Here is a 25,538-nt window from a genome sequence, read left to right as displayed (position 1 = left end):
CGTAGTGCCTCGTTAAAAAATTACCTCAACTACTTTTCGAGCAGGCGAGTAGGTTCCCAGCGGTTGAGCAGATAGTGCAGACAAATCATCACCGATAGCGTGCCGATCAGCGCTATGCTCATGGACGAAAAGCGATACAGCGCGCTGTAGACCAAGTCCTGCTGTGGCCCCAAGGACTGGCCGAACAGAATGCCCATGGTGGTGAGCCCGCCAAACCCGATGCCGGAACCGCCGCCTTCCAAGATGTGCTCCCGCGCAAACAGCATCAAACCCAGCCAATAAAGCAGAATCACCAGCACAAAGTGGTGGCTTTGGGTGTAGAGCGCCAGCTGCATCACCAGCGCGAGGTTACAGCCCAAGAGCGTGCCCACCGCGCGCTTGGCCGCCGACACCTGCGCGCCAAAGTAGCCCAGCGTAAACAGAATCAAGATGGTGGCCATTTGCGCCGAGAGCGACCCGCGCAGATCGAGCACCTGAAACACTACGAACGAAAGCGTGGCGGTGATGCCGCCAATCAGGGTTTCATGGCGGATTTGCGCCGTCGATTTGCTGCCTCTGGGTGGCGGTTGGCGGGGTTCCCTATCGGGGAACAGGGTGTACATCAGCATGGCGATGAACACCGCCAGCACACTGGCCATGAGGTTGCTGGCCAACAGGTCGCTCAAATCCACACTGGGGTAGCTGGCAAAGTGCAGCAGTATGCTGAGCGTCAATACTCCGTTGGCACCAAACAGAAACAGCGGGCCTTTGGCCATTAAGTTGAAACGCAGCAAAAACAGCCCCAGCACTACCAGCGTCATCACCACGGGCATGTGTTTTAACAGCCCGACCACCAGGCTCACCTCCAGCACGTTGAGGCTCACGTTGGAGAGAAACTGGCGAATGATCGAGCCATTCAGCACCGGCACCAACCCCAGCAAGAACATCGGGAATACGGTAAAGAAGACGCCGTAATTCCAGCCCATCAATTGGCTGATGATGAACCCCAAGGTGCCGCCGCCCGCGACCCGCAGGCACTGGCGCAGTCCGTTTTGGCTAAGTCCGTTCTGGCTAAACCCATTCTGACTGAGCGCCGAGGAAGCGGGCACTGAGCGCGTAGCGGATGTTCCCGTACGCGCACTTGATTGAGTAGGCGATTTAGTAGACATAATGAAGCCAGCTCACGAGCCGAGCCTGCAGCCAGGCAAACGGCTTGGCCAGCGCGTGCTCGCCGGGCACTAGCTGCACCGTGGCCCGCGCGCCGCTGGGCGGAAGCTCGTCCAAAGGCTCGTCCAGCGTGATGTGAATACGCACCCGCTGGGCATCGCGCACCCAGCGGTCGGAGGTCGGAATGTCCACCAGCTGCCCGTCGGCCACTTGCTGCCCTTCCCGCACACCGGCATCGAACGCGCTCACGTGGCCTGCCAACAGTCGTCCCGGCAGCGCATCGAACACCACCGTTGCTTCGTCGCCTTCCTTCACGTGGCGCAAGCTTTTCTCGCGAAAATCGGCCACGACGTCGACACGGCTGGCCACCAGCGCCACGGCGGGCTGGCCGGCCTGTACGTAATCCCCCGGCTGTAGCTGCAGGTTGGTGACTTCGCCCGCCTCCCGCGCTCTTACCGTGGCACGGGCCACGTTTAACTCGGCTTGGGCGAGCGCATTGTCGGCCTGGCGCAGCCGCAGGTTGGCGTCGCCCTCTTCACCTAGCTGCACTTCTAGGCTATCGATTTGCGCGCGGGCAAACGCCACGGCAGCTTGGGCCGTATGCTCGGCGGCCACTTGCTGCTCGTACTGCTGGCGGGAGATGCCCTGCCGCCCTAACAACGCCTCAGCGCGGTGGCGCTCACCGCTGCGCTCTTCGAACGTGGCTTGAGCTGATGCCAGCGAGGCTCGCGCCGCCGCCAATTCGGCGGTTAGCCGAGCGTTCTCCTGCTCGGCCTGCTCGCGATTCAGCGCAGCCTGCTGGCGTGCCAGCTCGAACGGCGTCGTATCTAGCTGAAACAGCACATCGCCCGCGTTCACCCGCTGATGGTCCCGCACCACCACGTCTTTCACCGGCGCGCTGAGCTCCGGCGCAATACGCGTCACGGGCCGCATCGCGCGCGCTTCCGGAGTCATGGGCATAAAGCTATCGGCGAGTAAGAAATAGACGAACAGCACTACAAACGCCGCCAGGGCTATTTTCACCCAGCGGGTAAATCGTTGATCAGGGGTCATGGGTATTACTCGTTCACTGGCCCCCAAGCGGTCACGTGCACTCGGGGTAGCGTTAGATGGAATACCTTAGTCTAACAAATTTATTAGCACGCTAACAATAATCGTAAAAAAACCCCGCTGCCGAGTCTGTGCTCGGTCAGCGGGGTCCTATTCCCTTGATGAATAAGCGCTAAACGCTTGCCGTGTTAGAAGCGGTAGCGAAGGCCTACGCTCGCCGCATCGAAATCGTAGGCGGACTCGTCCAGGTAGCGCATGTAGTCGGCACCAATCGAGACGTTGTTAGCAATATCCATCTCGGCACCCGCGCCGTAAGAGAGACCACTTTCGCGATTATCGCTGATCTCGACCTCGGAGAAACCCGCTAAACCGTAAAGACGGAAGTTGGGCGCTACCGGGAGGATGCCTTTAGCATACGCACCCGCCAGATGGTCTAGATCGGCGCCGCGATCCGAACCGCCGGTGCCTAGGTGGCCCTCGAGGGCGAAATAATCGTTGAATTGGGCACCACCGCGCAGGCGTAGGCCGACATCGTCACGGGAGTCGCCACGGTCAGGGTTGAGGCTCCAAAACATGGCATCGCCACCCACGTATCCTTGTGGGTATTGGAAAGATTCTTGGGCTTGGGCGGATGCCGCAAACGCACCTGCACCTAACAGAAGCGCTGCGGAGGTCAGTGATAAGACGGTCATCTTCATGGGGTAAACCTCAGTTAAAAAACAGTGTTTCCTTACGCTTTTGCAGTATTGCCCAAGCCCATGAATAACGCAATTGACCCTCTCATGCTTGCATCGAGTTTCCTTTTTTCTTGCACTGTTGATGACGTTTTCTAGCGCCCTTTGGAAAGGCTCAGCACGACAATACCTCCGACCACCACCGCGCCTCCCACTAGCTGGCTAGGGCTGAGCATTTGCCCAAGCACCAGATAGGCAATTAGCAGCGACGCCACCGGCTCGAAATTCATCACTGGTGCGTTGCGGGCCATATCCAGCCGGGGTACGAAAATAAACAGAATCGAGAACCCGCTACCGTACAGCAACGCCAGCAGCGTTAGACCTACCCAGCCGGTGCTGTTGTCCGGCAGGCTCATACCGCCCGGCACCGCCCCTAAAAACCCACCAATAATCATGGCGATAAACACGGTTTGCATAGTCAGCAGGCTGCGCAGCGTGCTGCCTACCCCGGCCAAGCGATGCTCGGTCACCCACAGCGCACAGGCAAACGCGAACGCGGCAAACAGACCAAAGCCAATGCCTGCCAGCCACTCCGGCCCCATGGCATCGGCGTTGGCCACCCAGCTAGGAATATCCAGCACCACCAACAGGCCAATCAGAATGGTGCCCATAATCAAGCAACTGCGCAGCGATGGCCGAGGGCCGCCCAGCGCCCAACTAATCAGCGCCAGTTGAATAGGAAAGGTATTCACTAGCAGCAGCGCAATCACCACCGGCAAGCGCGCCACGGCGGAATATAAGCTGACACTTTGCAGCGTAATAAGAAGCCCCACCGCGAGCTGCCAGCGCCACGCTCCCGGAGGCAGCCAAAGGCGTTTTTTCTGAAGAATCACCAAGGAAAGCAGAATCAAGCAAGCCACGCCTGAGCGCATCAACACCGCTAAGAGCAATCCTGTGCCATTATCAAACGCCAGCCGAGCTGAGACGTGGTTAGCAGCGAACATCGTCGCCACCGTCATCATCAGCAGAATAGCGAGATGTCGGGGTAGCAGTGTGGGGCTTGAAATTGAGGACATAGGAACAAAACGGCTCACGATTGGTTATATAAGGAACAGGATGCCGACATTTTACATAGAAGGCTAACTAAATTCTTCGCTGATTTTCCGCGTCGCAGCATGTTAAACTAAAGTCTATTCCCTTAACTTCCTCATTACGTTACAAAGGTGGTTATGAACGCACCGGTGCTGGTCATTAACTGTGGCTCTTCTTCTATTAAATACGCTTTGATCGATGCGGACCCGCAGGCACCACGCTTGGCCGGGCTAGCGGAGCGCTTAGGCAGCAGCGACGCCCGCTTGAAAGGTAAAGACAGCGCCGGTGAAAGCTTTACCCAACCGCTGCCGAATGCTGACCACGCCGACGCCTTGAACGCCATTCTTCAGCGTTTGGAAGGTCGCGTACCGGGGGCCGTGGGCCACCGCATCGTTCATGGTGGCGAGCACTTCACCCAAGCAGCGCTGATCGATGACAGTGTGATCGAGGCCATCGAGACCACCGCTGCCTTAGCACCGCTGCATAACCCCACCAACCTAGCGGGCATTGCCGCGACTCGTAAGGTGTTTCCGGACCTGCCTCAGGTGGCCGTGTTCGATACGGCGTTCCACCAGACGCTGCCGCCCCGCGCCTATCGCTATGCACTGCCGGAAGCGCTGTATACCGAGCACGGCATTCGCCGCTACGGTTTCCACGGTACCAGCCACGCCTTTGTTAGCCAGCGCGCTGGCGAGCTGAGCAGCCGTGGCGCAGGCGGCTGGCTGACCGCCCACCTGGGCAACGGCTGCTCCACCAGCGCCGTGTGGAACAACCAGAGCCTGGATACCAGCATGGGCCTTACCCCGCTGGAAGGCCTGGTGATGGGCACCCGCAGCGGTGACGTGGACCCCGGCCTGCATGCCCACCTGCATCGCCAACTGGGCTGGTCGGTGGAAGAGATCGATAACGTCCTGAACAAGCAAAGCGGCCTGCTGGGCCTTTCCGGCCTGACCAACGACATGCGTGAAGTGGAAGACCAGGCCGTGGCTGGCCACCCCGGTGCCAAGCTGGCGCTGGACGTATTCTGCTACCGTATCGCCAAGTCGCTGGCGGCGCTGTCCTGTGCATTACCTAAGTTAGACGGCGTGATCTTCACTGGCGGTATTGGCGAAAACTCGCCTATCGTACGTCGTGAAGTGCTGGCCCTGCTGCCCCACTTTGGTTTCAGCTTAGATGAAGCGGCCAATGAAGCCACCATCCGTGGCAAAGAGGGCAAGCTGGATAGCGCTGGTCATCAAGGCCCGGAAGTGTGGGTGATCCCCACCGATGAAGAGGGCCGCATTGCCATGGAAACCCGCCACTGCGTGGAGACCGCTGAATGAATAGCTCCCCCAAACAACCGCAAGCCATTCTATTGGTACCCACCAGCGTCGGTGCTGGCCTAACATCCGCTTGCCTTGGTTTGATTCAAGCGCTCGACACCATCGGCTTGAAAGCCGGTTTTTTAAAGCCGTTTATGCAGAACGAGCTTAACGGCCCCGGCCTTGATCGTTCCACTGCGCTGGTATCACGCACGTTAAGCCAGCGTCCGCCCTCGCCCATTTCCCAGGCGCGCCTGGAGCGTCTCCTGCGCGACGACCAAACCGATGAGCTGATGGAAAACGTTATCGAGCTCTACGAACAGGTAGTGCAGCAAGCCTACCGAGATGGCAGCGCGCTGGACCTGGTCGTGGTGGAAGGCGTGGTACCGACCCAGCACACCACCTACGCCACTCAAACCAATGTGCAGCTCGCTCATGCGCTGAACGCGCGGATCATTCTGGTGGGCTCAGGGGATCTCAACGAGCCCCAGGCGCTGGCGGAAGAGCTGGATATGCACGCTCGAAGCTTTGGCGGCGTCAGCTCCAGCCGCACCTTGGGCGGCATTCTGATGCGCATGAAAAACCTGCCCTACGGTCAGGAGGATGATCTTTCCGCTGCACCGGGCACCATCAAGCCGCAGTTGGAAGAGCCGGTACTCAACGAACTGCGACGCTACTCCCCGGCGCTAGCCACCGACCGCTTCCACCTGATTGGCGTGGTACCCTACAGCAAGACCCTGAGCGCTCCGCGCACGCTAGACGTAGCCCGGGCGCTGAATGCCAAGATGCTCAACGAAGGTGAAGCCGCCAGCCGCCGCGTCCTCTCTACCAGCCTGTGTGCCAGAAGTGCGGCCAATGCGCTGCATATCTTCACGCCGGGTAGTCTGGTGGTCGCCTCCGGGGACCGTGATGACGTGGTGCTGGCCTCGGCGCTGGCCACCATGAACGGCACCCAGCTGGCGGGCGTTTTACTCACCAACGGTTTCTTGCCCAACGAGGGCATGATTGAGATGTGCCGCCCGGCGCTGAAAACCGGCTTGCCGGTGCTGGCGGTAGAAACCGACAGCCTGACCACGGCGCAAAACCTGAGCCAGCTCAGCACTGAAATCCCCATGGATGACTTCGAGCGCGCCGAGCAGGTGGCCCGCTTCGTGGCGGCACACATGGACCTGGAGTGGCTGAAAGCCAAGCTGAGCCGTGGCTACACCCGCCGCCTCTCGCCGTCGGCGTTCCGCCACCAGTTGGTGAAGCTTGCTCAGCAAGCCAAAAAGCGCATCGTGCTGCCGGAAGGCGACGAGCCGCGCACCATCGAGGCGGCAATCATCTGCCAGCGCCGTGGCATTGCCGACTGCGTCCTGCTGGGCAAACGGGAAGACATCGAAAGCGTGGCCCATCACCGTGGCCTGACGCTGCCGGATACGCTGACCATCATCGACCCGGAAAGCACCCGCGCCCGCTACATCGACCCCATGGTGGAGCGTCGTCGCGGCAAACTGAACGAGCTAACCGCTGAAGCACAGCTTCAGGATAACGTGGTGCTGGGTACCATGATGCTACAGCTTGATGAAGTAGATGGCCTGGTGTCCGGCGCGGTGCACACCACCGCCAACACCGTTCGCCCAGCGTTTCAACTGATCAAAACGGCTCCTGAGTACAATCAGGTGTCGTCGATCTTCTTTATGCTGCTGCCGGAACAGGTAGTTGTGTACGGCGACTGCGCGGTGAACCCAGACCCGGACGCCGAAACCCTGGCAGAAATCGCCCTGCAGAGCGCGCGCTCTGCCGAGGCCTTTGGTATCGAGCCCCGGGTGGCGATGATCAGCTACTCCACCGGCGACTCCGGCACCGGCGCCGACGTGGATAAAGTCCGCGAAGCGACCCGCATCGCCCAGGAGCGCGCACCGCACCTGGCCATCGACGGCCCGCTGCAGTACGACGCCGCCGCCATCGAGAGCGTGGGCAAGCAAAAAGCCCCCGACTCCCCCGTGGCGGGCAAGGCCACCGTGTTCGTGTTCCCCGACCTCAATACCGGTAACACCACCTACAAAGCGGTGCAGCGTAGCGCCCGGGTAGTCAGCGTGGGCCCGATGCTGCAAGGTTTGAACAAGCCGGTGAACGACCTGTCCCGCGGCGCTCTGGTGGATGACATCGTCTACACCATCGCCCTCACCGCGATTCAGGCCAGCCAGCGGAAAGGCTAAGTACTCCCCGAGCCCTGTATACGTATCCGCTGAAAGCCGCGCTAAAAAGAACGCCCCGAACAGTTCACTGTTCGGGGCGTTTCAAGTTTTGCGTCAGGTTCAATCGTTGTTAGGCATTACACCCACATCGGCACCATGGCTTCCAGCACCATCACCAAACTCATCGCGGTGATCGTCAGAATGGAGACCCCAAACACTTTCCTGGCCCAGCGAACATCGTCATCTAACCGATAGCCGCGTAGTGCCAGGTAGAGCCAGTAGCCGCCCATGACCAGCGCCACACACAGATACCCCATCCCCGCCTGACTGGCCAATACCAGCGCCAGCGAGGCGGGAATAAACGCCACGATGTAACCCAGGATGTGATGCTTGGCCATTTTGATCCCGTGTACCACCGGCAGTACCGGGATTGATGCCCGCTGATAATCCGCATAGCGGAAAATCGCAATGGCATAGGAGTGCGGCATTTGCCACAGGCAGAAAATCACCAGCAGCATGAACGCGCCGCTGTCGAACTGCCCCGTGACCGCGCAGTAGCCCACTACCGGCGGCATGGCACCGGAGAGGCTGCCTACCAGCGTGCCGTACTCAGAATGGCGCTTCATATAGAGGCTATACACCCCCACATACACGCCCCAACCGATTACCGCCAGCGCCACCGTCAACCCGTTGGTGCCCAGCGCCAAGCAGACAACACCGGCCACCCCCAACAGCGCTGAAATACCCAGCGCCTGGGTGATCGAGATACGCCCCTTGGCCAGCGGGCGATGGCGCGTACGCGCCATCAGTGCATCAATATCCCGGTCGATGACGTTGTTGCAGGCACAGCCCGAGGCAATGACCAGCGCAATGCCCAGCATCACCGAGGCAAACGTGACGACATCGAAGGTGCCGTGGGCGGCCAGAAAATAGCCCCCCAGCGTGGCGATCAAGTTACCGCCAATGATGCCCGGCTTGGTGAGCGCCAGCAGGTCTCGCCAGCGGCTCGGTGCCACGTTCAGCCGACCATCATGTTGAGATGCAGATGCTGCATGATCCATAAAGAGCCCCCTACCACCAGGACGAGTATCGTCAGTGTGAAAACGAAGGACATCAGATTCCACCCCTCGTCGGCTTTGGTATTCATATGCATAAACATGACCAGCTGGACCAGAATCTGCAGCACGGCTGTTACAGCGATGACCACCACCGTCGCGGCGGTGCTTAGCGCACCGCTCATAACGACCGCGAACGGAATCACGGTTAGCACTAAAGATAGCAGAAGCCCCGTCACATACGATTTAACGCTGCCGTGAGAAGACGTTGAAGATGATGAATGGCTCATGTCAAAGCACCCCCATCAGGTAGACGAACGAGAAGACGCAGATCCACACGATATCCAGGAAGTGCCAGAACAGGCTCAGGCACAGAATCCGCGGACGTGTCATCGGGGTGATGCCCATGGTCGAAAGCTGCACCAGCATCACTAGAATCCACACCAAACCAACGGTCACGTGGAGGCCGTGGGTGCCGACCAAGGTAAAGAAGGACGAGAGAAACGCGCTCTGATCAGGGCCGTAGCCCTGATGAATCAAGTGCTGAAACTCGTACACTTCCATACCGACGAACGCGGCACCGAGCAAGAAGGTGATCGCCAGCCACGCTTTTACTTGGCCGACGCGCTCGGCATTCATCGCCAGTACGCCCATGCCAAAGGTGAAACTACTGAACAGCAGCAGAAAGGTTTCCACCAGCACAAAGGGCAGCTCGAAAATATCTGCCGCCGTTGGCCCGGCGGCCGTGCCTTTCATCAGCACGGCGTAGGTAGCGAACAGTGACCCGAAGATCACCAGGTCACTCATCAAGTAGACCCAGAAGCCAAATACTTTCGTGCCGGTCGCGTCGTGGTGCTCATGGGGCTCGGACGCGGCGCCATGATGTAGGGTATCGGTGGCCATTACGCGCGTGCCTCCACATAGTTGGTCTGTTCACGGTCAGACGCTGCGCTGCTCGGCGCAGACGTTTTGCGCTTTTCGTGCGCGCGCTCGATGCGCGCCACTTCGGCAGCGGGCACGTAGTAGTCGATATCTTCGTTGAATACACGGGCGATGAAACTGACGACAACACCTAATGCACCCACGGCTGCCAGCCACCAGATATGCCACACCAGCGCAAAGCCTAGAATCAGCGCGAAGAAGCTAATCACCGGACCCGCCACGGTATTGCGCGGCATGTGAATATCGGTGTAGGGCGCTTCGTCCAACTGCTCGTTGCTACGCTGCTTTTGCGACCAGAAGCTGTCGATGTCGCCGACTTCCGGCAGGCGCGCGAAGTTGTAGAACGGTGCAGGCGACGAGGTGGACCACTCCAGCGTGCGGCCATCCCAGGGGTCGCCGGTCAGATCTGCATTCAGCTTGCGGTCGCGGATACTGACCCAGAACTGAATGATGGTGCAGGCAATCCCCATCATGATGATCACGGCACCTACCCAGGCCAGAATCATCCAGGGTTGCCACTCAGGATTGGCGTAGGACTGCATACGGCGCACGGCACCGAAGAAGCTCAGCACGTAGAGCGGCATGAACGCGACGTAAAAGCCGATGAACCAGCACCAGAACGAGCGCTTGCCCCACTTCTCGCTCAGCGTGAAGCCGAACGCTTTCGGGAACCAGTAGGTCAGGCCCGCCATCATGCCGAACACCACGCCGCCAATGATCACGTTGTGGAAGTGGGCAATCACGAACAGGCTGTTGTGCAGGACGAAGTTGGCTGCTGGCAGCGCCAGCATCACGCCGGTCATACCGCCTAGGGTAAAGGTGATGATGAAGCCCAGGGTCCATAGCACTGGCGAGGTTAGCTCCAGGCTGCCGCGGAAGATGGTAAACAGCCAGTTGAACACCTTCACCCCGGTGGGGATGGCAATGATCATCGTCATGATGCCGAAGAAGGCATTGACGTTGGCACCGGCCCCCATGGTGAAGAAGTGGTGCAACCAGACGATGAACGACAGCAACGTAATCGCCACCGTGGCCCAGACCATGGTTTTGTAACCAAACAGGCGCTTGCGGGCGAAGGTGGCGATGACTTCAGAGAACACGCCAAAGGCCGGCAGAATCAGAATGTACACTTCCGGGTGACCCCAGGCCCAAATGAGGTTGACGTACATCATCATGTTGCCGCCAAAGTCATTGGTGAAGAAGTGCATACCGAAGTAGCGGTCAAGCGTTAGCAGCGCGATGGTCGCAGTCAGAATCGGGAACGAGGCAATAATCAGGACGTTGGCGCACAGCGACGTCCAGGTAAAAATCGGCATGCGAAACAGGGTCATGCCTTTGGTGCGCATTTTCAGAATGGTAACGAAGAAATTAATGCCGGTGAGCGTGGTGCCTATCCCGGATATTTGCAGTGCCCATATCCAGTAATCGACCCCCACCCCAGGGCTAAACTCTATCCCCGATAAAGGCGCATAAGCGAGCCAGCCGGTTTTGGCGAACTCCCCTACCACGAGGGAAATATTGACCAAAATCGCCGAGACAGCGAACAGCCAGAAACTCAGGTTATTCAAAAACGGGAAAGCAACGTCGCGGGCGCCGATTTGCAGCGGCACCACCAGGTTCATCAGGCCGATGACCATGGGCATCGCAACGAAGAAGATCATGATTACGCCGTGGGCGGTAAAGATCTGATCGTAGTGTTCAGGAGGGAGATAACCAGCAGCCCCACCGGCCGCCATGGCCAACTGGGTACGCATCATAATCGCATCGGCAAAGCCGCGAAGCAGCATCACCAAGGCCACCACAAAGTACATAATGCCGAGCTTTTTGTGGTCAACGGAGGTAAACCACTCGTTCCACAGCCAGCCCCACTTACGGTAATACGTCAATGCGCCAAGTAGCGCGGCACCCCCGATCGCCATAAAGGCAGCAACGACCATAATGATCGGTTCGTGATACGGAATTGCTTCTAACGTGAGTTTTCCAAACATGCTTAACCCCCCGCTTCAACGCTTGTGGGATGGCCGCCCATGGCGTGGTCATCACCTGCATGCTGATTGGTAACGTGGCCGATCGCGGCCTGCTGTTGAGAAGCGCTGGCGCTCTCTAGCTCGCTGGATTCACCGTGGCTATCGTGGGCGTCACTGATGGCGTCCCCGTGGCTTGCATGACCGCCGTGCCCGCTGCCTTCACCGCCGTGGAAGCTGCTGACAATCGACTCATACAGCTCGGGCGTGACCGCCGAGAAGTACTCCACCGGGTGGTATTCACTCGGCTCTGCCAGGGCGTTGTAGCCCTCAGGGAAGGTAAGGGTGTCATCGGCTGTGCGCACGTTTTCCACCCAGGCATCGAATTCCGCCGGAGAGGTGACGTGGGCATCGAAGGTCATCCCAGAGAAGCCAGCGCCGCTGTAGTTGGTGGAACGGCCGGGGTAGACGCCCTCTTCGTCGGCAATCAGGTGAACGTCGTTATCCATGCCCGCCATGGCGTAAATCTGGCTGCCTAAACGTGGAATGAAGAACGCGTTCATTACCGAGCCAGAACTCACTCGGAAGCGCACTGGGGTATCTACCGGGAACGCCAGTTCATTGACGCTAGCAATGCCCTGTTCGGGGTAGATGAACAGCCACTTCCAATCCAGCGCCACGGCTTGAATCTCCATGGGCGCCACGTCGCTCTCAAGCGGTTTGTGGGGGTCTAGGCTGTGGGAGGTTTTCCAGGTGAGGAACGCCAGAACGGCAATGATCAAGCAGGGAACGGTCCAAACGGCCGCTTCGATGGCATTGGAGTGCGCCCAGTCCGGCAGATACTTGGCAACGCGATTGCTGCGCCGATAGCGCCAGCCAAACAGCAGCGTCATCACAATCACCGGAATGACCACAATCAGCATCAGCCCAAAGGAGGTCAAAATCAGCGAGCGCTGCTCAACGCCAATCTGCCCCTTGGGATCCAGCAATGCAGAACTGCAGCCCGTTAACAGCAAGCACAATACGACGAGCACAAAAGTGCCTCGCCTGCGCCAGTGGGTAGGTAGTTGCATGGTGTGATCTCATCAGAGAGTTGTCTAAAACAGCCCACTATCTAGCCGACTAAATAGCCAGCTAAGTAGCAAGCTAACTATCACCCCATACTTTTCCCAGAACAGTGAGCGCAACTGCGTTGCTCCGGGAAAAATATGCGCCACCTTATGGGGTTAGTGGCGAGCCTTGGCCGTGCACCTTGCGTGCATCAACTAAGACGAAAGTATTTTCTATTGATCTGGGTCAATCAGAAAGAGACGCTATGCCGCACCCTGCGCACCCGTTTGGGCACAGGGCACTGGGGAGTAGTGGCTGAGGAGTGGCTGTTGTTAGGCGAGCGAGATGCTCAGCGTGGACAGCGGGTGGCGCTCTAACAAGCCCGGGGCACGCTCGTCGTCGGTGACGACGATATCGAAATCCTCCAGCGAGGCAAAATAGGCCGGACGCACCACGCCGAACTTACTGGCATCGACAATCAAAAGCCGCTGCATCGCGGTGGCAATCGCCGCCTGCTTAGGCCCGACTTCATGAAAATGGAAGCAGCTTACTCCCCGTTCGCAATCCACCCCAGCGGCGGAGATCAGCGCTTTATTGATGCCCAAACGCTCGATAGCTGCGCCCATACCGTCGCTGCCAAATGATTGGGAGGAAGCGTAGAACAGCCCGCCCAGCAGCACTAGGCGCACATTGGGCAGCGCTGCCACGGCGTTGGCAACGTTAAGGGCATAGGTGACCACCGTTAATTCATGAAAACGGCTTAGCTGGCTGAGCAGTGGAATCAACGTCGAGCCGCAGTCGATAAACAGCGTGTCGCCCTCTTCAATAAAGCTGGCCGCACGCTGGCAAAGACGCTGTTTGACCTGATAGTGGCTCGATTGCTGCTCAGTAAGGTCGTATACCGGCGTCACGCCGGGGCAGCTTGCCATCACTAGCCGCCCACCCAGCAGGCTAATGGCTGAAGGTTGCGTTGAAAGATCCCGACGAATGGTCATTTCGGAGACTCCGCACAGCTCGGCGGCATCGCGAAGATGCAGTGTTCCCCCGCTAGCCAACGCTTCTTGCAACATCGCCATGCGCTGTGCGCTCCGGTCATTCATAGCAGGCATCTCCTTATGATGCATGTTGTTATCGATGTTAGACCCAACTGGGCTACCTATGCTGCGTCAGCCCCTTACTGATTTCCACTGCGACACAGCGTTAGACTCCGCCATGATGCGCTTATCACATTTAAACAGCGTTGATGTGACAATGCTTGCAAATCAACGTTAAAAAAATAACACTCAATGTTATAATTTTAACATTACGCCAGCCCACACGACTCATAACGTCGGTACGCCAGTCGCCCTTGCACCGAGATACAACCCTGTTGAGGCTTCCATGACTGCTTTATCCCACTCTCGTTCTTCTTCGTTCGTCACGCTTGGCGCTGGCGTTTTACTGACAAGTGCTGCCTTGGCAACTCCAGCGTTTGCCGACGATGCCGAGCCGCACACCCTTGACCGCCTTTGGTCGTTTGCCAACGTCTCAGTCAACTATCTCGACTGGTCGAACGGCACCGAAGCGCGCACTGCTAGCAACGCAGCGAAAAGCGACTTTACGTATGTTGAAATCGAAGGCGGCGTTGGCTTTAGCTGGGGCGAGTTCTACGGCTTCTTCGATTTCGAGAATCCGACCAATGATCAATTCGACCAAGCCAGCGGCGGTAAAGACAACTTCCGCACCGCTGGTAAAGTGACCTCGCACATCTACCTGGGCGACAGCCCGCTGTCGATTTACGCCCATCTGTACGATTTCCGCGACTACGGGTTCAACGCTCGCGAGCAGGACCAAATTCTTGGGTTAGGCTACCGCACCACGTTCGATAACGGCCTATGGTTCAAGCCGTTTATTGGTGCAGCACGCGTACAGAGCGATGGCTACACTGGCATGAATGGCTATATGGCCGGCTGGGTTGCGGGCTACGACTTTACCGCCCTGAACCAGAACTTCAGCGTCACCAACTGGCACGAGCAGACCTTCGGTCGTGACGATGAGTATCTTTCTCAGAACTATGTGAATGGTACCGCTGGCAGCGTGGGCACTAACGGCGCGCTTAGCCTGTGGTGGCACCCTTCCGACTTAATTACCACCGGCGTGCAGTATCGCTACTCAGACAATAAGCTGGGTACCCCGAACGCTTATCAAAACGCGATGATCTACTCAGTGAAGTTGAACTTACTGTAATCGCTCACACTCCTCACGATCCGAAGGTACTCCCATGACCCTCATCATGAGCCTGGTTGGCATGGTCACTCTGGTGGCCATTGCGCTTGTTTTCTCCTATGACCGCAAGTCGATTCGGCTGCGCACCGTGCTGGGTGCCTTTGCCATCCAAGCCGGTATCGGTGCGTTTGTGCTCTACGTGCCGTTCGGCCAGGCGGTGCTGCAAGCCATTTCCGCTGGTGTTAGCCAGGTGCTGGTGTACGCCAACGACGGTATCGGCTTTTTGTTTGGTGGCCTTGCCGATGTAGAAAACGTCGGTTTTGTCTTCGCCATCAAAGTACTGCCGGTCATCATCTTCTTCTCGTCGCTGATTGCCGTGCTCTACTACCTAGGCATCATGCAGTGGGTCATTCGGATTCTGGGCGGCGCACTGCAAAAAGCACTAGGCACCTCGCGTACCGAATCGCTTTCGGCAACGGCAAACATCTTCGTTGGCCAAACCGAAGCCCCGCTGGTGGTGCGTCCGTTTATTGCCCGCATGACGCCTTCGCAGCTATTTGCGGTGATGTGTGGCGGCTTAGCATCGGTAGCCGGTTCCGTTCTGGCGGGCTACGCAGCGCTGGGCATTCCCATGGAGTATCTGGTGGCGGCCTCTTTCATGGCGGCGCCTGGCGGCCTGCTGTTCGCCAAGCTGATCATGCCGGAAACCCAGAACGTGGAAGATAGCGACAGCGTTTCCAAGGTCGATGAAGAGCTGAAAGAGCAGGACGACAAGCCTACCAACGTACTGGATGCCGCGGCGTCCGGCGCGACCTCCGGCCTGATGCTGGCAGCCAACGTGGGTGCCATGCTGCTGGCGTTCATCGGCTTGATCGCGCTGATCAACGGCATTTTAGGTGGCGTTGGCGGCTGGTTCGGCTTTGAATCGCTGAGCCTCGAGCTGATTCTCGGCTGGCTGTTTGCGCCGCTGGCGTTCCTGCTCGGCGTGCCGTGGGAAGAGGCAACGCTGGCAGGTTCTTTCATCGGCCAAAAGCTGGTGGTCAACGAGTTCGTGGCCTATATCAACCTCGCTCCCTATATCGATGGGGAACAGGTGGTGGCGGCGACGGGTCAACTGATGACCCCGCACACCATGGCGATTCTCTCCTTTGCGCTATGTGGCTTTGCCAACCTGTCGTCCATTGCGATTCTGCTGGGCGGCTTGGGTAGCATTGCGCCCACGCGTCGCAAAGAGATTGCCCGCTTCGGTGTGAAAGCCGTTTTGGCCGGTACGCTCTCTAATTTGATGTCGGCATCCATTGCTGGCTTCTTTATTGCGCTGGGCAACCTGACGGCTTAACGCAGCGAGTACGACACCATGCAACGGGCGCTGCTATGTTTTCGCAGTGCCCGTTTTGTCTTTTATTGATTTGCGAGAATTTCATGAACGCGACTGCCTCCCCCCAGCTTACTCAAGCCCAACTCACCCAAGCCGCTCGCCAAGCGTTGACGCTGATGGATTTGACCAGCCTGAACGACAGCGACACCGACAGCGTGATCGAAGCGTTGTGCCAGCAGGTAAAAACGCCGTTCGGCAACCCGGCGGCGGTGTGCGTTTACCCGCAGTTCATCGTCACCGCTGCCCGCGCGCTCAGCGCCCACAAGCTGGAGAGCCAAGTCAAGATCACCACGGTCACCAACTTCCCCCACGGCGGCGACGATATCATGGGCGCTGCCCGTGAAACCCGCGAAGCGGTGGCGTCTGGCGCTCACGAAGTCGACGTGGTGTTTCCTTACCGTGCGCTGATGGCAGGCGATGAAGAGACCGGCCGCGAGCTGGTAGAAATGTGTAAAGCCGCCTGCGGCGGACAAGCCCAGCTAAAAGTCATCATCGAATCTGGCGAACTCAAAGAGCCTGCGCTTATCCAACGCGCTAGCGAGCTGGCCATCGAAGGTGGCGCGGACTTTATCAAAACTTCCACCGGTAAAGTACCGGTCAACGCTACCCTGGAAGCCGCCGAGATCATGCTAAAAGCCATCAAAGCCAGCGGTAAAAATGTCGGTTTCAAAGCCGCTGGTGGCGTTCGCACCGCCGAAGAGGCGGCCCAGTACCTGGCGCTGGCTGCCGACATCATGGGCCCACAGTGGGTGACGCCCGAGCACTTCCGGTTCGGTGCATCCAGCCTGCTGAATAACTTATTGAACACGCTAAACGGCAATGCCGATGCCGCGACCAATGGAGGCTACTAAATGTCGTCAAACGCATCTCACCACGCCCTGCTTCCCCAAGAACTGATTCGCCTGAAGCGCGACGGCCAGCCGCTTCCCGCTGAAGAGATCAAAGCCTTCGTACAGGGCATCGCCGACGACCGCATCAGCGACGCGCAGATTGGCGCCTTCACCATGTCGGTGTTTTTAAACGGCATGAGCCGCGAAGAAGTCGTGGCATTGACCACCGCGACGCGCGATTCTGGCCACGTGATGCAGTGGGATTCCCTCAACCTGCCCGGCCCGATTGTAGACAAACACTCCACCGGCGGCGTGGGTGACCTGGTATCGCTGGTGTTAGGCCCTTGGGTCGCCGCCTGCGGCGCGTTTGTGCCGATGATTTCTGGCCGTGGCCTGGGCCACACCGGCGGCACGCTGGACAAGCTGGAATCAATCCCCGGCTACGACCCCTACCCCGCGCCCGAGCGCTTCAGCGATGTCGTAAAATCCACCGGTGTGGCGATTATCGGCCAAACCGGCAACCTCGCCCCGGCGGATAAGCGCATCTACGGCGTGCGCGACGTGACCGCCACTGTGGAATCTATTCCGCTGATCACCGCGTCTATTTTGGGCAAGAAGCTGGCCTCTGGCCTGGATGCCCTGGTGATGGACGTCAAAGTAGGCAGCGGCGCGTTTATGCCCACCCCGGAAAAATCCCGCGAGCTGGCGAAAAGTATCGCCAACGTGGCCACCCAGGCAGGCACACCCACCACCGCCCTGCTCACCGACATGAGCCAGCCACTGGCCCCGTGTGCCGGTAACGCGGTGGAGATCGTCGAAACCCTGGCGCTGCTGCGCGGCGAGCGCGCCAACAGCCGCGTGATGCAGGTCACCCGCGAACTCGCCGTCGAGATGCTGATGGCGGGCAAACTGGTGGCTAACCGCGAAGAAGCCCTTACCAAGCTGGACAAAGCGCTCACCTCCGGCGCGGCCGCAGAAGTCTTCGCCCGCATGGTGCGCGAACTGGGCGGCCCCGCCGACTTTATGGAGCGCTCGGACAGCTACCTGGCCACCGCCCCGGTGACTCAAGCGGTGTATCCCGAGCAGAGCGGTATCGTACAGCGTTTCGATACCCGCGCCGTGGGCATGAGCGTGGTGGAACTGGGCGGCGGTCGCCTGCGTAACGACGCCAGCGTCGACCACAGCGTCGGGTTTAGCGATATCGTCGAAATCGGCGACCGCGTGGATAGCCAGCGCCCGCTGGCCATCGTCCACGCCCGCACCGAAGAGGCCGCCGCCCGTGCCGCCGCCCAGCTACGCGCGGCGGTCACCGTCGGCGACGCCGAGGCCACCGCCGACACCCTGCTGCAAGAGACCTTCCGAGGAGAAGCCTAATGCGTCGTGCCATCGTCTTAGTTCTGGACTCTTTTGGAATCGGTAGCGCGCCGGACGCCGCTACCTTTGGCGACCAAGGTGCCGACACCCTAGGCCACATCGCCGCTGCTTGCGCCCGTGGCGAAGCAGATACCGCCGAGCGTTCCGGCCCGTTGAAGCTCCCCAATATGGCCGCGCTCGGCCTGTTCCACGCCCACCGGGATGCCACCGGTAGCGTGGCGGAAGGCGTCAGCCTGCCCGAGCAGTTGAACGGCGCTTACGCCCACGCCAAAGAGATCTCCAGCGGGAAAGACACCCCTTCCGGCCACTGGGAAATTGCCGGTGTGCCGGTGCGCTTTGACTGGGGCTACTTCCTCGATAAAACCAACAGTTTCCCCCTGGAGCTGCTGGATGCCATCGTTCAAGAGGCGGATTTAACGGGCGTGATCGGCAACTGCCACGCCTCAGGCACCGAGATTATTGCCCGCCTGGGCGAAGAGCATATCGCCACCGGCAAACCGATCGTGTACACCTCGGCCGACTCCGTGTTCCAGATTGCCGCCCACGAAGAGCACTTTGGCCTAGAGCGCCTCTACGCGCTGTGTGAAACCGTGCGTGAACTGCTGGAGCCCTACAACATTGGCCGTGTAATCGCCCGCCCGTTTATCGGCGACGACCGTGAAAGCTTTGCCCGCACCGGCAATCGCCGCGACTACAGCGTTGAGCCGCCCAGCCCCACCGTGCTGCAAAAGCTTGCCGACGCCGGTGGTGAAGTGGTGTCGATTGGCAAGATCGCCGACATCTACGCCCACTGCGGCATTACCCACAAGGTCAAAGCCAGCGGCCACGATGCCCTGATGGATGCCACCCTGGCGGAAGTCGCGCGCACCGCCAACGAGACCAGCGACCGCCCGACCATGATCATGACCAACTTCGTGGATTTCGATTCGGTCTACGGCCATCGCCGGGACGTACCGGGCTACGCCGCCGCGCTGGAGCACTTCGATGCCCGCCTGCCGGAGCTGCTCGCCGCCCTCAATGACGACGACCTGCTGCTGCTCACCGCCGACCACGGCTGCGACCCCAGTTGGGAAGGCACCGAGCACACCCGCGAATACGTGCCGATCATGGTACGCGGCGCAGGTTTCGCCCCCGGCCCGCTGGGCGAGCGCGGCACCTTCGCCGACATTGGCCAAACCCTGGCCGACTTCTTCACGCTCGAGGCGATGGCCGACGGCGACAGCTTTTTGACCAAAGCGGCGTAAAGGCCAGTCAACCATTATTAGCACGCATGTTTACGTGTACCGCCAGAATCAGCCCGTAGCGGGGGTCTTTCGCCATGGATGGCGAAAGTAGCGCCCAGGGAAGGGTTTACAGCGCCCCCGCCTAGGGTTGTTCTGGCTACTAACTTCAATCAGAGGAGTTCTCCATGGCTACCCCCCATATCAATGCCGAAAAAGGCGATTTCGCCGATACCGTTCTGATGCCCGGCGACCCGCTGCGCGCCAAGTACATCGCCGACACTTACCTGGAGAACGTGCGCCAGGTGAACGACGTGCGCAATATGTTCGGCTACACCGGCACCTACAAAGGCCGCGAGATTTCCGTCATGGGCCACGGCATGGGTATTCCTTCCGTGTCCATTTACGCCAAAGAGCTGATTACCGATTACGGCGTGAAGTCGATCATTCGCGTGGGCTCCTGCGGCGCGGTACGCGACGATGTCAACGTGCGCGACGTAGTGATTGGGCTGGGTGCCAGCACCGACTCCAAAGTGAACCGCATGCGCTTCAATGACCACGACCTGGCCGCCATTGCCGACTTCGAGCTGGCCAGCCACGCCGTGGCGGCCGCCAAAGCGCAGAACGTCGCCGTGAAAGTCGGCAACATCTTCTCGGCGGACCTGTTCTACAACCCGCAAACCGACATGGCTGAGCTGATGAAGCGCTACGGCATCCTCGGCGTCGAGATGGAAGCCGCAGGCCTGTACGGCGTGGCAGCTGAGTTCGGTGCCCGCGCACTGACCATCTGCACCGTGTCTGACCACATTCTGAAAGGCGACTCGCTCTCCAGCGCCGACCGTCAAACCACCTTCAACGACATGATGGTGATTGCGCTCGACACCGTTCTGCGCGACGACGCTGCCAACGCTTAACCGCTTGGGAACAAGCGCCCACTGAGAGGATAACGCCATGAGCCAAGCGGATCAGGCCCTGGTAGACACGCTGTTGACCACCCTGGGCAACGCCTACGCGCCCTACTCCAACCACCCGGTCGCTGCCGTCATGGAGTGCCCGGATGGTCAGCAGTTTGCCGGTAGTAACGTGGAAGTGGCCCACTACAAAGGGCTATGCGCCGAAGCCTCGGCCATTTCCGCCATGATTACCGCTGGCCAGCGCGAGCTTGCCAAGGTATACGTGATGGGCCCCGGCGAGCATCTCTGCACGCCCTGCGGCGACTGCCGCCAGCGCATTCGCGAGTTCGCCACCCCCAGCACGCAAATCATGGTGCTCTCCAAGCAGGGTGAGGTGTTGAAAACCTACACCATGGACAGCCTGCTGCCCGATGCCTTTGGGCCGGAGCAGCTGCCGGGGCGTTAGAAGGCCATGATTTACGTTATGAGCGCAGGCCAGACAAGGCGAAATTAACCGAAAAAGCGGAGTTTACAGATAGTAAATGAGCATTTTGATCGGACTCGCGCACGAGGTTAATTTCAACGCAGTATGGACAAGCGTAATAGTAAATCGGGGTCTTCTTAGCTCGTTTCTCGCAACACCAGCGCCACCGGCAGCGACACGTGCCGGGGCGCTTTTCCCGCCAGCGCTTCGCTCAATAGCTCGACACTCATCGCCGCAATGGCCGCAATATCCTGGCGCACGGTGGTTAAGCCTGTAGCTAAGGTAGGCAGGTCGTCAAAGCCGGTAACGGCCACGTCTTCGGGCACACGAATATCGCGATCTTCCAGCGCGGCGACACAGCCGAGCGCCAGCTCGTCGGTAGCGCAGACCAGCGCATCGAACGGTAGTGGATCGTCATGGTTGAGAATACGGTTAAGGTAGCGGTAGCTAGTGAGCGAGTCGGACGTAAACCGATAGGGCAGGCTGAGTAGCTGCTCGCTAAGCGCTGCCTCTGCCATCGCTTGCTGGTAACCGGAAAGGCGGCTGTGGGGGCGCGGTACGTCCAACTCTCCGCCCACAAAGGCAATCCGCGTTCGCCCTTGTTGAATCAGATGCTGAGTGATCTGGTAGAGCCCGGAGACATCGTCCGGAGCCACCGAAAAGCCTTCCCCCGCATTGCCAATGCGTACAAACGGTATGTCCGCCGCGCGCAGTACGCCTGGGCGCTCGTCTTCACCCGTTTCCCCTAGCAAAATCGCCGCGCCCGCCCGTTCTGGCAGCTCATGGGTTTGGTCGTGGTGGAAAAAGATCGGCACCATACCCTGCTGGTGCAGCGCGACGGTCAGGTGCTGGTAGAGCAGAATATAGTAAGGGCGCAGCTCGATATCTTGCCGCCCAAGGGAGATTCCTACGACGGCGGCTTTGCCGCTAATGAGCTGCCGCGCCGCCGCGCTGGGCTGATAGGCCACTTCGCGGCTGATGGTGAGAATCTTGTCGCGCAGCGCGTCGCTGATCCCCGGCTTGCCGTTCAGCGCCCGGCTTACCGAGGCAATCGAGACCTCGGCCCGCCGGGCAATTTCACGAATGGTGGCGGTTTGCGCGCTCGGTTTGTTCTGTTTCATGCCATGCCTCAGCCAGTCGGGCCCTGATTGTACAAAAAGCGGGGCCGAAAAGCGCTGAATGCACAGGCTGCCGAGCAATCAGCGCTACCAGCCACGCCGCCCCAGTCGCGCCAGCTCGCTATCCAACTGCTGCACCGCCTGCTCCGGCGTGATACTGCCGGACAGCGCATCGTGCACGCGGTTGAAGATCGCGTTGGAGACCCGCGGATAGGCATCGCCGGTAATGCTGGCCGGGCGCGGCACGCCGTTCATCACCGTCTCATATAGCTCGCCGATAAACGGCTGCGCGGCCAGCACGTCTTCGTCCTCATAGAGCGCTGGGCGCGTGGGGTTACGGCCAAACTCAATGGCGTGGGCTTTTTGCTGGGCTTCGGCGGTGAGATAAGCCACCAGATCAGCGGCCGCCTGCGGCTCATCCGAGTAACGGGACACCGCCCAGTTCCAACCGCCCAGCGTTGCCACCGACTGCCCTTCTGGCCCGCTGGGCAGCGGCGCTACGCTAAACTTGTTCTGGATCGGCGTGCCGTCCGCTTGCCCCAGCGACCACACGTAGGGCCAGTTGCGCATAAACACCGCGTTGCCCGCCTGGAAAACGCCGCGAGCCTGCTCCTCCATGTAGTTACGCACACCTTCTGGACTGATATCCCCCACCCAAGAGACCGCTAGCGCCAGGGCTTCCACCGCCTGCGGGTTGTTAACCGTCACCTGCCCCTCGGCATCCACGAACGTACCGCCGCCGTAGCTGGCCACCCACTCCAGCGCGTTAGTGGTCAGCCCTTCGTAAGCGCGCCCTTGAAAGACGAAACCATGCATGCGCTCGTTGCCCGCTTCCCGTTCGGCGTTTTGAATGCGTCGGGCGGTGTCGGTGAGCGCTTGCCACGTCTGCGGCACGTCAGCGCCGTACTGCTCCAGCAGGTCGTGGCGGTAGTAGAGCAGCCCGGCATCGGTAAACCAGGGCAGCGCGACCAGCTTGCCCTGCACGGTGTTGTTCTCCATCAGCGAGGGAATAAATCCTTCTGCTGCGCCTTCCGGCAGGTAATCATGCAAATCCACCAGATGCTCGGCCAGCAGCCCCGGCCAGACGATATCCACCATCAGCACGTCGACATCCTGTGATTGGCTGCCCAGCAGCTGTTGATACAGCGAAAGCTTTTCCGTAGGCGAGGCTGGCGTGGTGACGATATTGACCTGATGGCCGTTGGCTTCTGCCCAGCGCTGGGCAAGCGCCGGGCAGAAATCCGCCGCCCCGCCATCGCCACAGGCCACGGTGATCTCGGCGGCCAGAGCAGGCAGTGCGACAGGCAGTAACGTCATCAGCAGCAACGGTGTTTTCAATGTTGAGCGCATCGTGGAATCCTCATCTTGTTATTGGGTGTCTTGCGGTCAGAGATGCTCGATGAAATCTGCTGATCAACTGGCAATTGCCAGGCTGCGGTCCTCCAGGCTGGAAACGAAACAGGCGTCCAGCACGGTTTGAATGGCCGCACCGCGGGCAAAATCGGGCTGGTCGTTCTCGCCCGTGCGAATGCTCTCGATAAAGCGCTGGTAAATGCTGGGCGTGGGCGGCGCCTTGACGGTGCTCCAGCGAGCGGGATGCACGTCATCGTTCAGGCACACCTGAACTTCATCCTTGGAGGCGTCGAGATCCACGCGGATCGCACCCTTGTCGCCGTGAACGTTCAGCGTCAGCGAGTTGTGGTGGCCGGTGGCCCAGCGGGTCGCCTGAATCGTTCCCATGGCGCCGTTGGCAAAGCGCACGCGCATCAGCGCCGTGTCGTTGGCATCCAGCACGTAGTCGCCAATGCGGTTATCCGGCGCTTTGTCGAAGCAGGTGAGTTCGCAGTTCACCCGAGTGATATCGCCCACCGGGAAGCTGGCAAAATCGACGATATGCACGCCCACATCGCCCAGCACGCCTTTGCTGCCGTGGGCTTCCGAGAGCCGCCATAGCCATTGGCTATCCTCATCCCAGCGCCCCCAGGCGTTGCTCACCAGCCAGCTCTGGCGGTAGCTGGCGTCCACATGGCGAACGGTGCCGATGGCGCCGCCGGTAATCAGCGCTCGGGCGTGCTGAATGGCGGGGGCGTCCCGGTAGCTCAGGTTGACCATGTTGATGACGTTGGCGGCCTGGGCGGCGGCGGCCATCTCATGGGCATCCTCGGCGTTGGTAGCCAGGGGCTTTTCGCACAGGATATGTTTGCCCGCCGCAATGGCGGCCAGCGACGTGGCCTTGTGTACGCCATCCGGAGTGACATTGCTCACCGCGTGGATATCGTCCCGGGCCAACATGGAGTCCAGGTCTTGATACACGTCAGCAATGCCGTGGCGCTCGGCAAACGCTTGGGCTTTAGGATAGTCTCGGTCGCAAACGGCCACGACCTCAACGCCTTCGATGCGGCCATAGTGCTTGGCGTGCTCGCCCGCCATGCTGCCCGCGCCAATAATCGCGATACGGATCATTTGAAGCCCTCCTCACCGGGTTTGTGCAGGCTTTCGCCCTTGATCTCGACCGGGTTGGGCGCCTGGTCGGCGGGGACGTTGGGGCAGCTATCGATCCAACGGGAGCCTTCCGGCTGCGCCCAGACCACGGCATTTTTGAGCACCCGCTTGACCTGCTCGTCGTAGTAGATCGGGTAGGTTTCATGGCCGGGGCGGAAGTAGAAAATCTTGCCGTTGCCACGCTTGTAGGTCAGGCCGGAGCGGAATACTTCGCCACCCTCGAAGGCGCTGATGAAAATCACCTCATCCGGATTCGGTACCGCAAAGGGTTCGCCGTACATTTCGGTATGGGGCAGTTCGATGTAATCGCCGAGCCCTTGCACGATGGGGTGGCCAGGATTCACTACCCAGAGCCGCTCACGCTCGCCGGCTTCTCGCCATTTCAGTGAGCAGGTGGTGCCCATCAGCCGTTTGAAGATTTTCGAGTAGTGGCCGGAGTGCAGCACAATCAAGCCCATGCCCTGCAGCACGCGTTTTTGCACCCGATCAACGGTCTCTTCCAGCACGTCGCCGTGGGCGGCGTGGCCCCACCATAGCAGCACGTCGGTATTTTCCAGCGTCTCTTCGCTGAGCCCCTGCTCTGAGTCTTGCAGCGTGACGGCGGTGGCGGACAGCGCCTCTGACTCATTCAAACCGTCGGCGATGCACTGGTGCATGCCGGTGGGGTAAATGCGTGCTACCACCTCGTTGGTTTGCTCGTGGACGTTTTCGCCCCACACGGTGACGTTAAGGGTCATCTGTTCTCCTTATACAGCTCTGGCAGTTGAATCAAAAGGGCATTAATTAGAGCCTCGATCGTTAAAGTAAACGTTTACGGACAATGCGTAAACGTTTACTCAGGTGCAACTTTAGTCATACCCATGCGTATACCCTAGTGATGAACACTATTGGCATCGCGGCGAGGTTATCCGTATTCTGAGACGTAACCACGCGCTTTAGAGTGACTAACTAACTCCTGAATCCGTGAGACCGCCCCCCGGAAGCACTTCTAACCCACTGACCTGCATGGCAATATAGCCATTATCGCCATTCACCCAGACAGTGCCATGCCCAACATAAAGTTCCGCGCCAGTCGCCGCA

The 25,538-nt window shown here is 59.6% G+C and carries 23 protein-coding genes; 9 read left to right on the top strand and 14 right to left on the bottom strand.

The genetic code is table 11. The annotated features are described in order from the left end of the window. Positions 1 to 29: 29 nt before the first annotated feature. The 4 genes from L1249_RS15015 to L1249_RS15000 all read right to left on the bottom strand — a co-directional run bounded on the left by L1249_RS15015 (position 30) and on the right by L1249_RS15000 (position 3,946). Positions 30 to 1,148: a DUF2955 domain-containing protein gene (locus tag L1249_RS15015; protein ID WP_084812770.1), complete on the bottom strand. Its 1,119-nt coding sequence runs from the start codon at positions 1,146 to 1,148 to the stop codon at positions 30 to 32. Beyond that, entirely contained in the window at positions 1,138 to 2,199 is a 1,062-nt protein-coding gene (locus L1249_RS15010; RefSeq protein WP_044629023.1) for an HlyD family secretion protein, read from the bottom strand. The genes L1249_RS15015 and L1249_RS15010 overlap by 11 nt, the downstream gene beginning before the upstream one ends. A gap of 185 nt (positions 2,200 to 2,384) precedes the next feature. Then, positions 2,385 to 2,894: a porin family protein gene (locus L1249_RS15005; RefSeq protein ID WP_058575966.1), complete on the bottom strand. Its 510-nt coding sequence runs from the start codon at positions 2,892 to 2,894 to the stop codon at positions 2,385 to 2,387. A 131-nt stretch (positions 2,895 to 3,025) separates the two neighbouring features. Then, positions 3,026 to 3,946, bottom strand: a complete 921-nt coding sequence (locus L1249_RS15000) for an EamA family transporter (RefSeq protein ID WP_058575965.1) — start codon at positions 3,944 to 3,946, stop codon at positions 3,026 to 3,028. 153 nt (positions 3,947 to 4,099) lie between these two features. Here L1249_RS15000 and L1249_RS14995 point away from each other — a divergent pair, with 153 nt between their 5' ends. Together L1249_RS14995 and pta are read left to right on the top strand one after the other, a co-directional pair. Then, the gene (locus tag L1249_RS14995; RefSeq protein ID WP_228168897.1) at positions 4,100 to 5,284 is read left to right on the top strand and encodes an acetate/propionate family kinase; all 1,185 of its coding nucleotides are present in this window, start codon (positions 4,100 to 4,102) and stop codon (positions 5,282 to 5,284) included. After that, positions 5,281 to 7,464 (top strand): phosphate acetyltransferase, encoded by a 2,184-nt coding sequence (gene pta, locus L1249_RS14990; RefSeq protein ID WP_228168898.1) that lies wholly within the window; start codon positions 5,281 to 5,283, stop codon positions 7,462 to 7,464. The genes L1249_RS14995 and pta overlap by 4 nt, the downstream gene beginning before the upstream one ends. Before the next feature lie 116 nt (positions 7,465 to 7,580). Here pta and cyoE read toward each other — a convergent pair whose 3' ends face one another. The 6 genes from cyoE to L1249_RS14960 form a co-directional block, all read right to left on the bottom strand. After that, a complete protein-coding gene (cyoE, locus tag L1249_RS14985; RefSeq protein WP_172415992.1) occupies positions 7,581 to 8,504 on the bottom strand; it encodes a heme o synthase in 924 nt (307 codons plus the stop codon). After that, positions 8,462 to 8,788, bottom strand: coding sequence for a cytochrome o ubiquinol oxidase subunit IV (cyoD, locus tag L1249_RS14980; RefSeq protein ID WP_172415991.1), 327 nt, complete (start codon positions 8,786 to 8,788; stop codon positions 8,462 to 8,464). The genes cyoE and cyoD overlap by 43 nt, the downstream gene beginning before the upstream one ends. Position 8,789: 1 nt before the next feature. After that, positions 8,790 to 9,401, bottom strand: coding sequence for a cytochrome o ubiquinol oxidase subunit III (gene cyoC, locus L1249_RS14975; protein WP_058575962.1), 612 nt, complete (start codon positions 9,399 to 9,401; stop codon positions 8,790 to 8,792). Continuing rightward, complete coding sequence (gene cyoB, locus L1249_RS14970) at positions 9,401 to 11,428, bottom strand: cytochrome o ubiquinol oxidase subunit I (protein ID WP_062361384.1); 2,028 nt, start codon at positions 11,426 to 11,428, stop codon at positions 9,401 to 9,403. Before cyoB ends, cyoC begins: the two co-directional genes overlap by 1 nt. A 2-nt stretch (positions 11,429 to 11,430) precedes the next feature. Further along, a complete protein-coding gene (gene cyoA, locus L1249_RS14965) occupies positions 11,431 to 12,477 on the bottom strand; it encodes a ubiquinol oxidase subunit II (protein ID WP_172415990.1) in 1,047 nt (348 codons plus the stop codon). A gap of 309 nt (positions 12,478 to 12,786) precedes the next feature. Beyond that, positions 12,787 to 13,554, bottom strand: coding sequence for a DeoR/GlpR family DNA-binding transcription regulator (locus L1249_RS14960; protein ID WP_062361389.1), 768 nt, complete (start codon positions 13,552 to 13,554; stop codon positions 12,787 to 12,789). A gap of 280 nt (positions 13,555 to 13,834) precedes the next feature. Here L1249_RS14960 and L1249_RS14955 point away from each other — a divergent pair, with 280 nt between their 5' ends. The 7 genes from L1249_RS14955 (at position 13,835) to cdd (ending at position 20,820) form a co-directional block, all read left to right on the top strand. After that, positions 13,835 to 14,680 (top strand): outer membrane protein OmpK, encoded by an 846-nt coding sequence (locus L1249_RS14955; RefSeq protein WP_058575958.1) that lies wholly within the window; start codon positions 13,835 to 13,837, stop codon positions 14,678 to 14,680. Between the two features lie 34 nt (positions 14,681 to 14,714). After that, the gene (locus L1249_RS14950; RefSeq protein WP_058575957.1) at positions 14,715 to 15,998 is read left to right on the top strand and encodes a NupC/NupG family nucleoside CNT transporter; all 1,284 of its coding nucleotides are present in this window, start codon (positions 14,715 to 14,717) and stop codon (positions 15,996 to 15,998) included. Positions 15,999 to 16,081: 83 nt separating this feature from the next. Continuing rightward, positions 16,082 to 16,888 (top strand): deoxyribose-phosphate aldolase, encoded by an 807-nt coding sequence (gene deoC, locus L1249_RS14945; protein ID WP_228168899.1) that lies wholly within the window; start codon positions 16,082 to 16,084, stop codon positions 16,886 to 16,888. Continuing rightward, positions 16,889 to 18,241, top strand: coding sequence for a thymidine phosphorylase (gene deoA, locus L1249_RS14940; protein WP_058575956.1), 1,353 nt, complete (start codon positions 16,889 to 16,891; stop codon positions 18,239 to 18,241). Next, positions 18,241 to 19,485, top strand: coding sequence for a phosphopentomutase (locus tag L1249_RS14935; RefSeq protein ID WP_058575955.1), 1,245 nt, complete (start codon positions 18,241 to 18,243; stop codon positions 19,483 to 19,485). Before deoA ends, L1249_RS14935 begins: the two co-directional genes overlap by 1 nt. 164 nt (positions 19,486 to 19,649) lie before the next feature. Beyond that, the gene (gene deoD, locus L1249_RS14930; RefSeq protein ID WP_058575954.1) at positions 19,650 to 20,375 is read left to right on the top strand and encodes a purine-nucleoside phosphorylase; all 726 of its coding nucleotides are present in this window, start codon (positions 19,650 to 19,652) and stop codon (positions 20,373 to 20,375) included. 37 nt (positions 20,376 to 20,412) lie between these two features. Further along, positions 20,413 to 20,820 (top strand): cytidine deaminase, encoded by a 408-nt coding sequence (cdd, locus tag L1249_RS14925; protein WP_044629006.1) that lies wholly within the window; start codon positions 20,413 to 20,415, stop codon positions 20,818 to 20,820. 155 nt (positions 20,821 to 20,975) lie between these two features. On the opposite strand, the gene L1249_RS14920 is transcribed toward cdd, so the two are convergent. The 4 genes from L1249_RS14920 to L1249_RS14905 all read right to left on the bottom strand — a co-directional run bounded on the left by L1249_RS14920 (position 20,976) and on the right by L1249_RS14905 (position 25,195). Further along, entirely contained in the window at positions 20,976 to 21,959 is a 984-nt protein-coding gene (locus tag L1249_RS14920) for a LacI family DNA-binding transcriptional regulator (RefSeq protein WP_044629005.1), read from the bottom strand. An 84-nt stretch (positions 21,960 to 22,043) separates the two neighbouring features. Continuing rightward, positions 22,044 to 23,306 (bottom strand): ABC transporter substrate-binding protein, encoded by a 1,263-nt coding sequence (locus tag L1249_RS14915; RefSeq protein WP_058575953.1) that lies wholly within the window; start codon positions 23,304 to 23,306, stop codon positions 22,044 to 22,046. 63 nt (positions 23,307 to 23,369) lie between these two features. Beyond that, positions 23,370 to 24,419 carry a Gfo/Idh/MocA family protein gene (locus L1249_RS14910; RefSeq protein ID WP_058575952.1) on the bottom strand — a complete coding sequence of 350 codons (1,050 nt, stop codon included), beginning with the start codon at positions 24,417 to 24,419 and terminating at the stop codon, positions 23,370 to 23,372. Further along, a complete protein-coding gene (locus tag L1249_RS14905) occupies positions 24,416 to 25,195 on the bottom strand; it encodes a ThuA domain-containing protein (RefSeq protein WP_172415989.1) in 780 nt (259 codons plus the stop codon). The genes L1249_RS14910 and L1249_RS14905 overlap by 4 nt, the downstream gene beginning before the upstream one ends. Positions 25,196 to 25,538 lie beyond the last annotated feature (343 nt).

It is taken from the genome of Halomonas sp. Cn5-12 (assembly GCF_021532545.1).
GTDB lineage: Bacteria > Pseudomonadota > Gammaproteobacteria > Pseudomonadales > Halomonadaceae > Vreelandella > Vreelandella aquamarina.
The sequence above is the reverse complement of the archived record's forward strand: the minus strand, read 5'-3'. Positions and strand labels throughout refer to the sequence as shown.

What these genes read in the sequence shown, in the direction of transcription:
- L1249_RS15015 (WP_084812770.1), bottom strand. Translation starts at nt 1,148, where the DNA reads ATGTCTACTAAATCGCCTACTCAATCAAGTGCGCGTACGGGAACATCC.
- L1249_RS15010 (WP_044629023.1), bottom strand. Translation starts at nt 2,199, where the DNA reads ATGACCCCTGATCAACGATTTACCCGCTGGGTGAAAATAGCCCTGGCG.
- L1249_RS15005 (WP_058575966.1), bottom strand. Translation starts at nt 2,894, where the DNA reads ATGAAGATGACCGTCTTATCACTGACCTCCGCAGCGCTTCTGTTAGGT.
- L1249_RS15000 (WP_058575965.1), bottom strand. Translation starts at nt 3,946, where the DNA reads ATGTCCTCAATTTCAAGCCCCACACTGCTACCCCGACATCTCGCTATT.
- L1249_RS14995 (WP_228168897.1), top strand. Translation starts at nt 4,100, where the DNA reads ATGAACGCACCGGTGCTGGTCATTAACTGTGGCTCTTCTTCTATTAAA.
- pta (WP_228168898.1), top strand. Translation starts at nt 5,281, where the DNA reads ATGAATAGCTCCCCCAAACAACCGCAAGCCATTCTATTGGTACCCACC.
- cyoE (WP_172415992.1), bottom strand. Translation starts at nt 8,504, where the DNA reads ATGGATCATGCAGCATCTGCATCTCAACATGATGGTCGGCTGAACGTG.
- cyoD (WP_172415991.1), bottom strand. Translation starts at nt 8,788, where the DNA reads ATGAGCCATTCATCATCTTCAACGTCTTCTCACGGCAGCGTTAAATCG.
- cyoC (WP_058575962.1), bottom strand. Translation starts at nt 9,401, where the DNA reads ATGGCCACCGATACCCTACATCATGGCGCCGCGTCCGAGCCCCATGAG.
- cyoB (WP_062361384.1), bottom strand. Translation starts at nt 11,428, where the DNA reads ATGTTTGGAAAACTCACGTTAGAAGCAATTCCGTATCACGAACCGATC.
- cyoA (WP_172415990.1), bottom strand. Translation starts at nt 12,477, where the DNA reads ATGCAACTACCTACCCACTGGCGCAGGCGAGGCACTTTTGTGCTCGTC.
- L1249_RS14960 (WP_062361389.1), bottom strand. Translation starts at nt 13,554, where the DNA reads ATGAATGACCGGAGCGCACAGCGCATGGCGATGTTGCAAGAAGCGTTG.
- L1249_RS14955 (WP_058575958.1), top strand. Translation starts at nt 13,835, where the DNA reads ATGACTGCTTTATCCCACTCTCGTTCTTCTTCGTTCGTCACGCTTGGC.
- L1249_RS14950 (WP_058575957.1), top strand. Translation starts at nt 14,715, where the DNA reads ATGACCCTCATCATGAGCCTGGTTGGCATGGTCACTCTGGTGGCCATT.
- deoC (WP_228168899.1), top strand. Translation starts at nt 16,082, where the DNA reads ATGAACGCGACTGCCTCCCCCCAGCTTACTCAAGCCCAACTCACCCAA.
- deoA (WP_058575956.1), top strand. Translation starts at nt 16,889, where the DNA reads ATGTCGTCAAACGCATCTCACCACGCCCTGCTTCCCCAAGAACTGATT.
- L1249_RS14935 (WP_058575955.1), top strand. Translation starts at nt 18,241, where the DNA reads ATGCGTCGTGCCATCGTCTTAGTTCTGGACTCTTTTGGAATCGGTAGC.
- deoD (WP_058575954.1), top strand. Translation starts at nt 19,650, where the DNA reads ATGGCTACCCCCCATATCAATGCCGAAAAAGGCGATTTCGCCGATACC.
- cdd (WP_044629006.1), top strand. Translation starts at nt 20,413, where the DNA reads ATGAGCCAAGCGGATCAGGCCCTGGTAGACACGCTGTTGACCACCCTG.
- L1249_RS14920 (WP_044629005.1), bottom strand. Translation starts at nt 21,959, where the DNA reads ATGAAACAGAACAAACCGAGCGCGCAAACCGCCACCATTCGTGAAATT.
- L1249_RS14915 (WP_058575953.1), bottom strand. Translation starts at nt 23,306, where the DNA reads ATGCGCTCAACATTGAAAACACCGTTGCTGCTGATGACGTTACTGCCT.
- L1249_RS14910 (WP_058575952.1), bottom strand. Translation starts at nt 24,419, where the DNA reads ATGATCCGTATCGCGATTATTGGCGCGGGCAGCATGGCGGGCGAGCAC.
- L1249_RS14905 (WP_172415989.1), bottom strand. Translation starts at nt 25,195, where the DNA reads ATGACCCTTAACGTCACCGTGTGGGGCGAAAACGTCCACGAGCAAACC.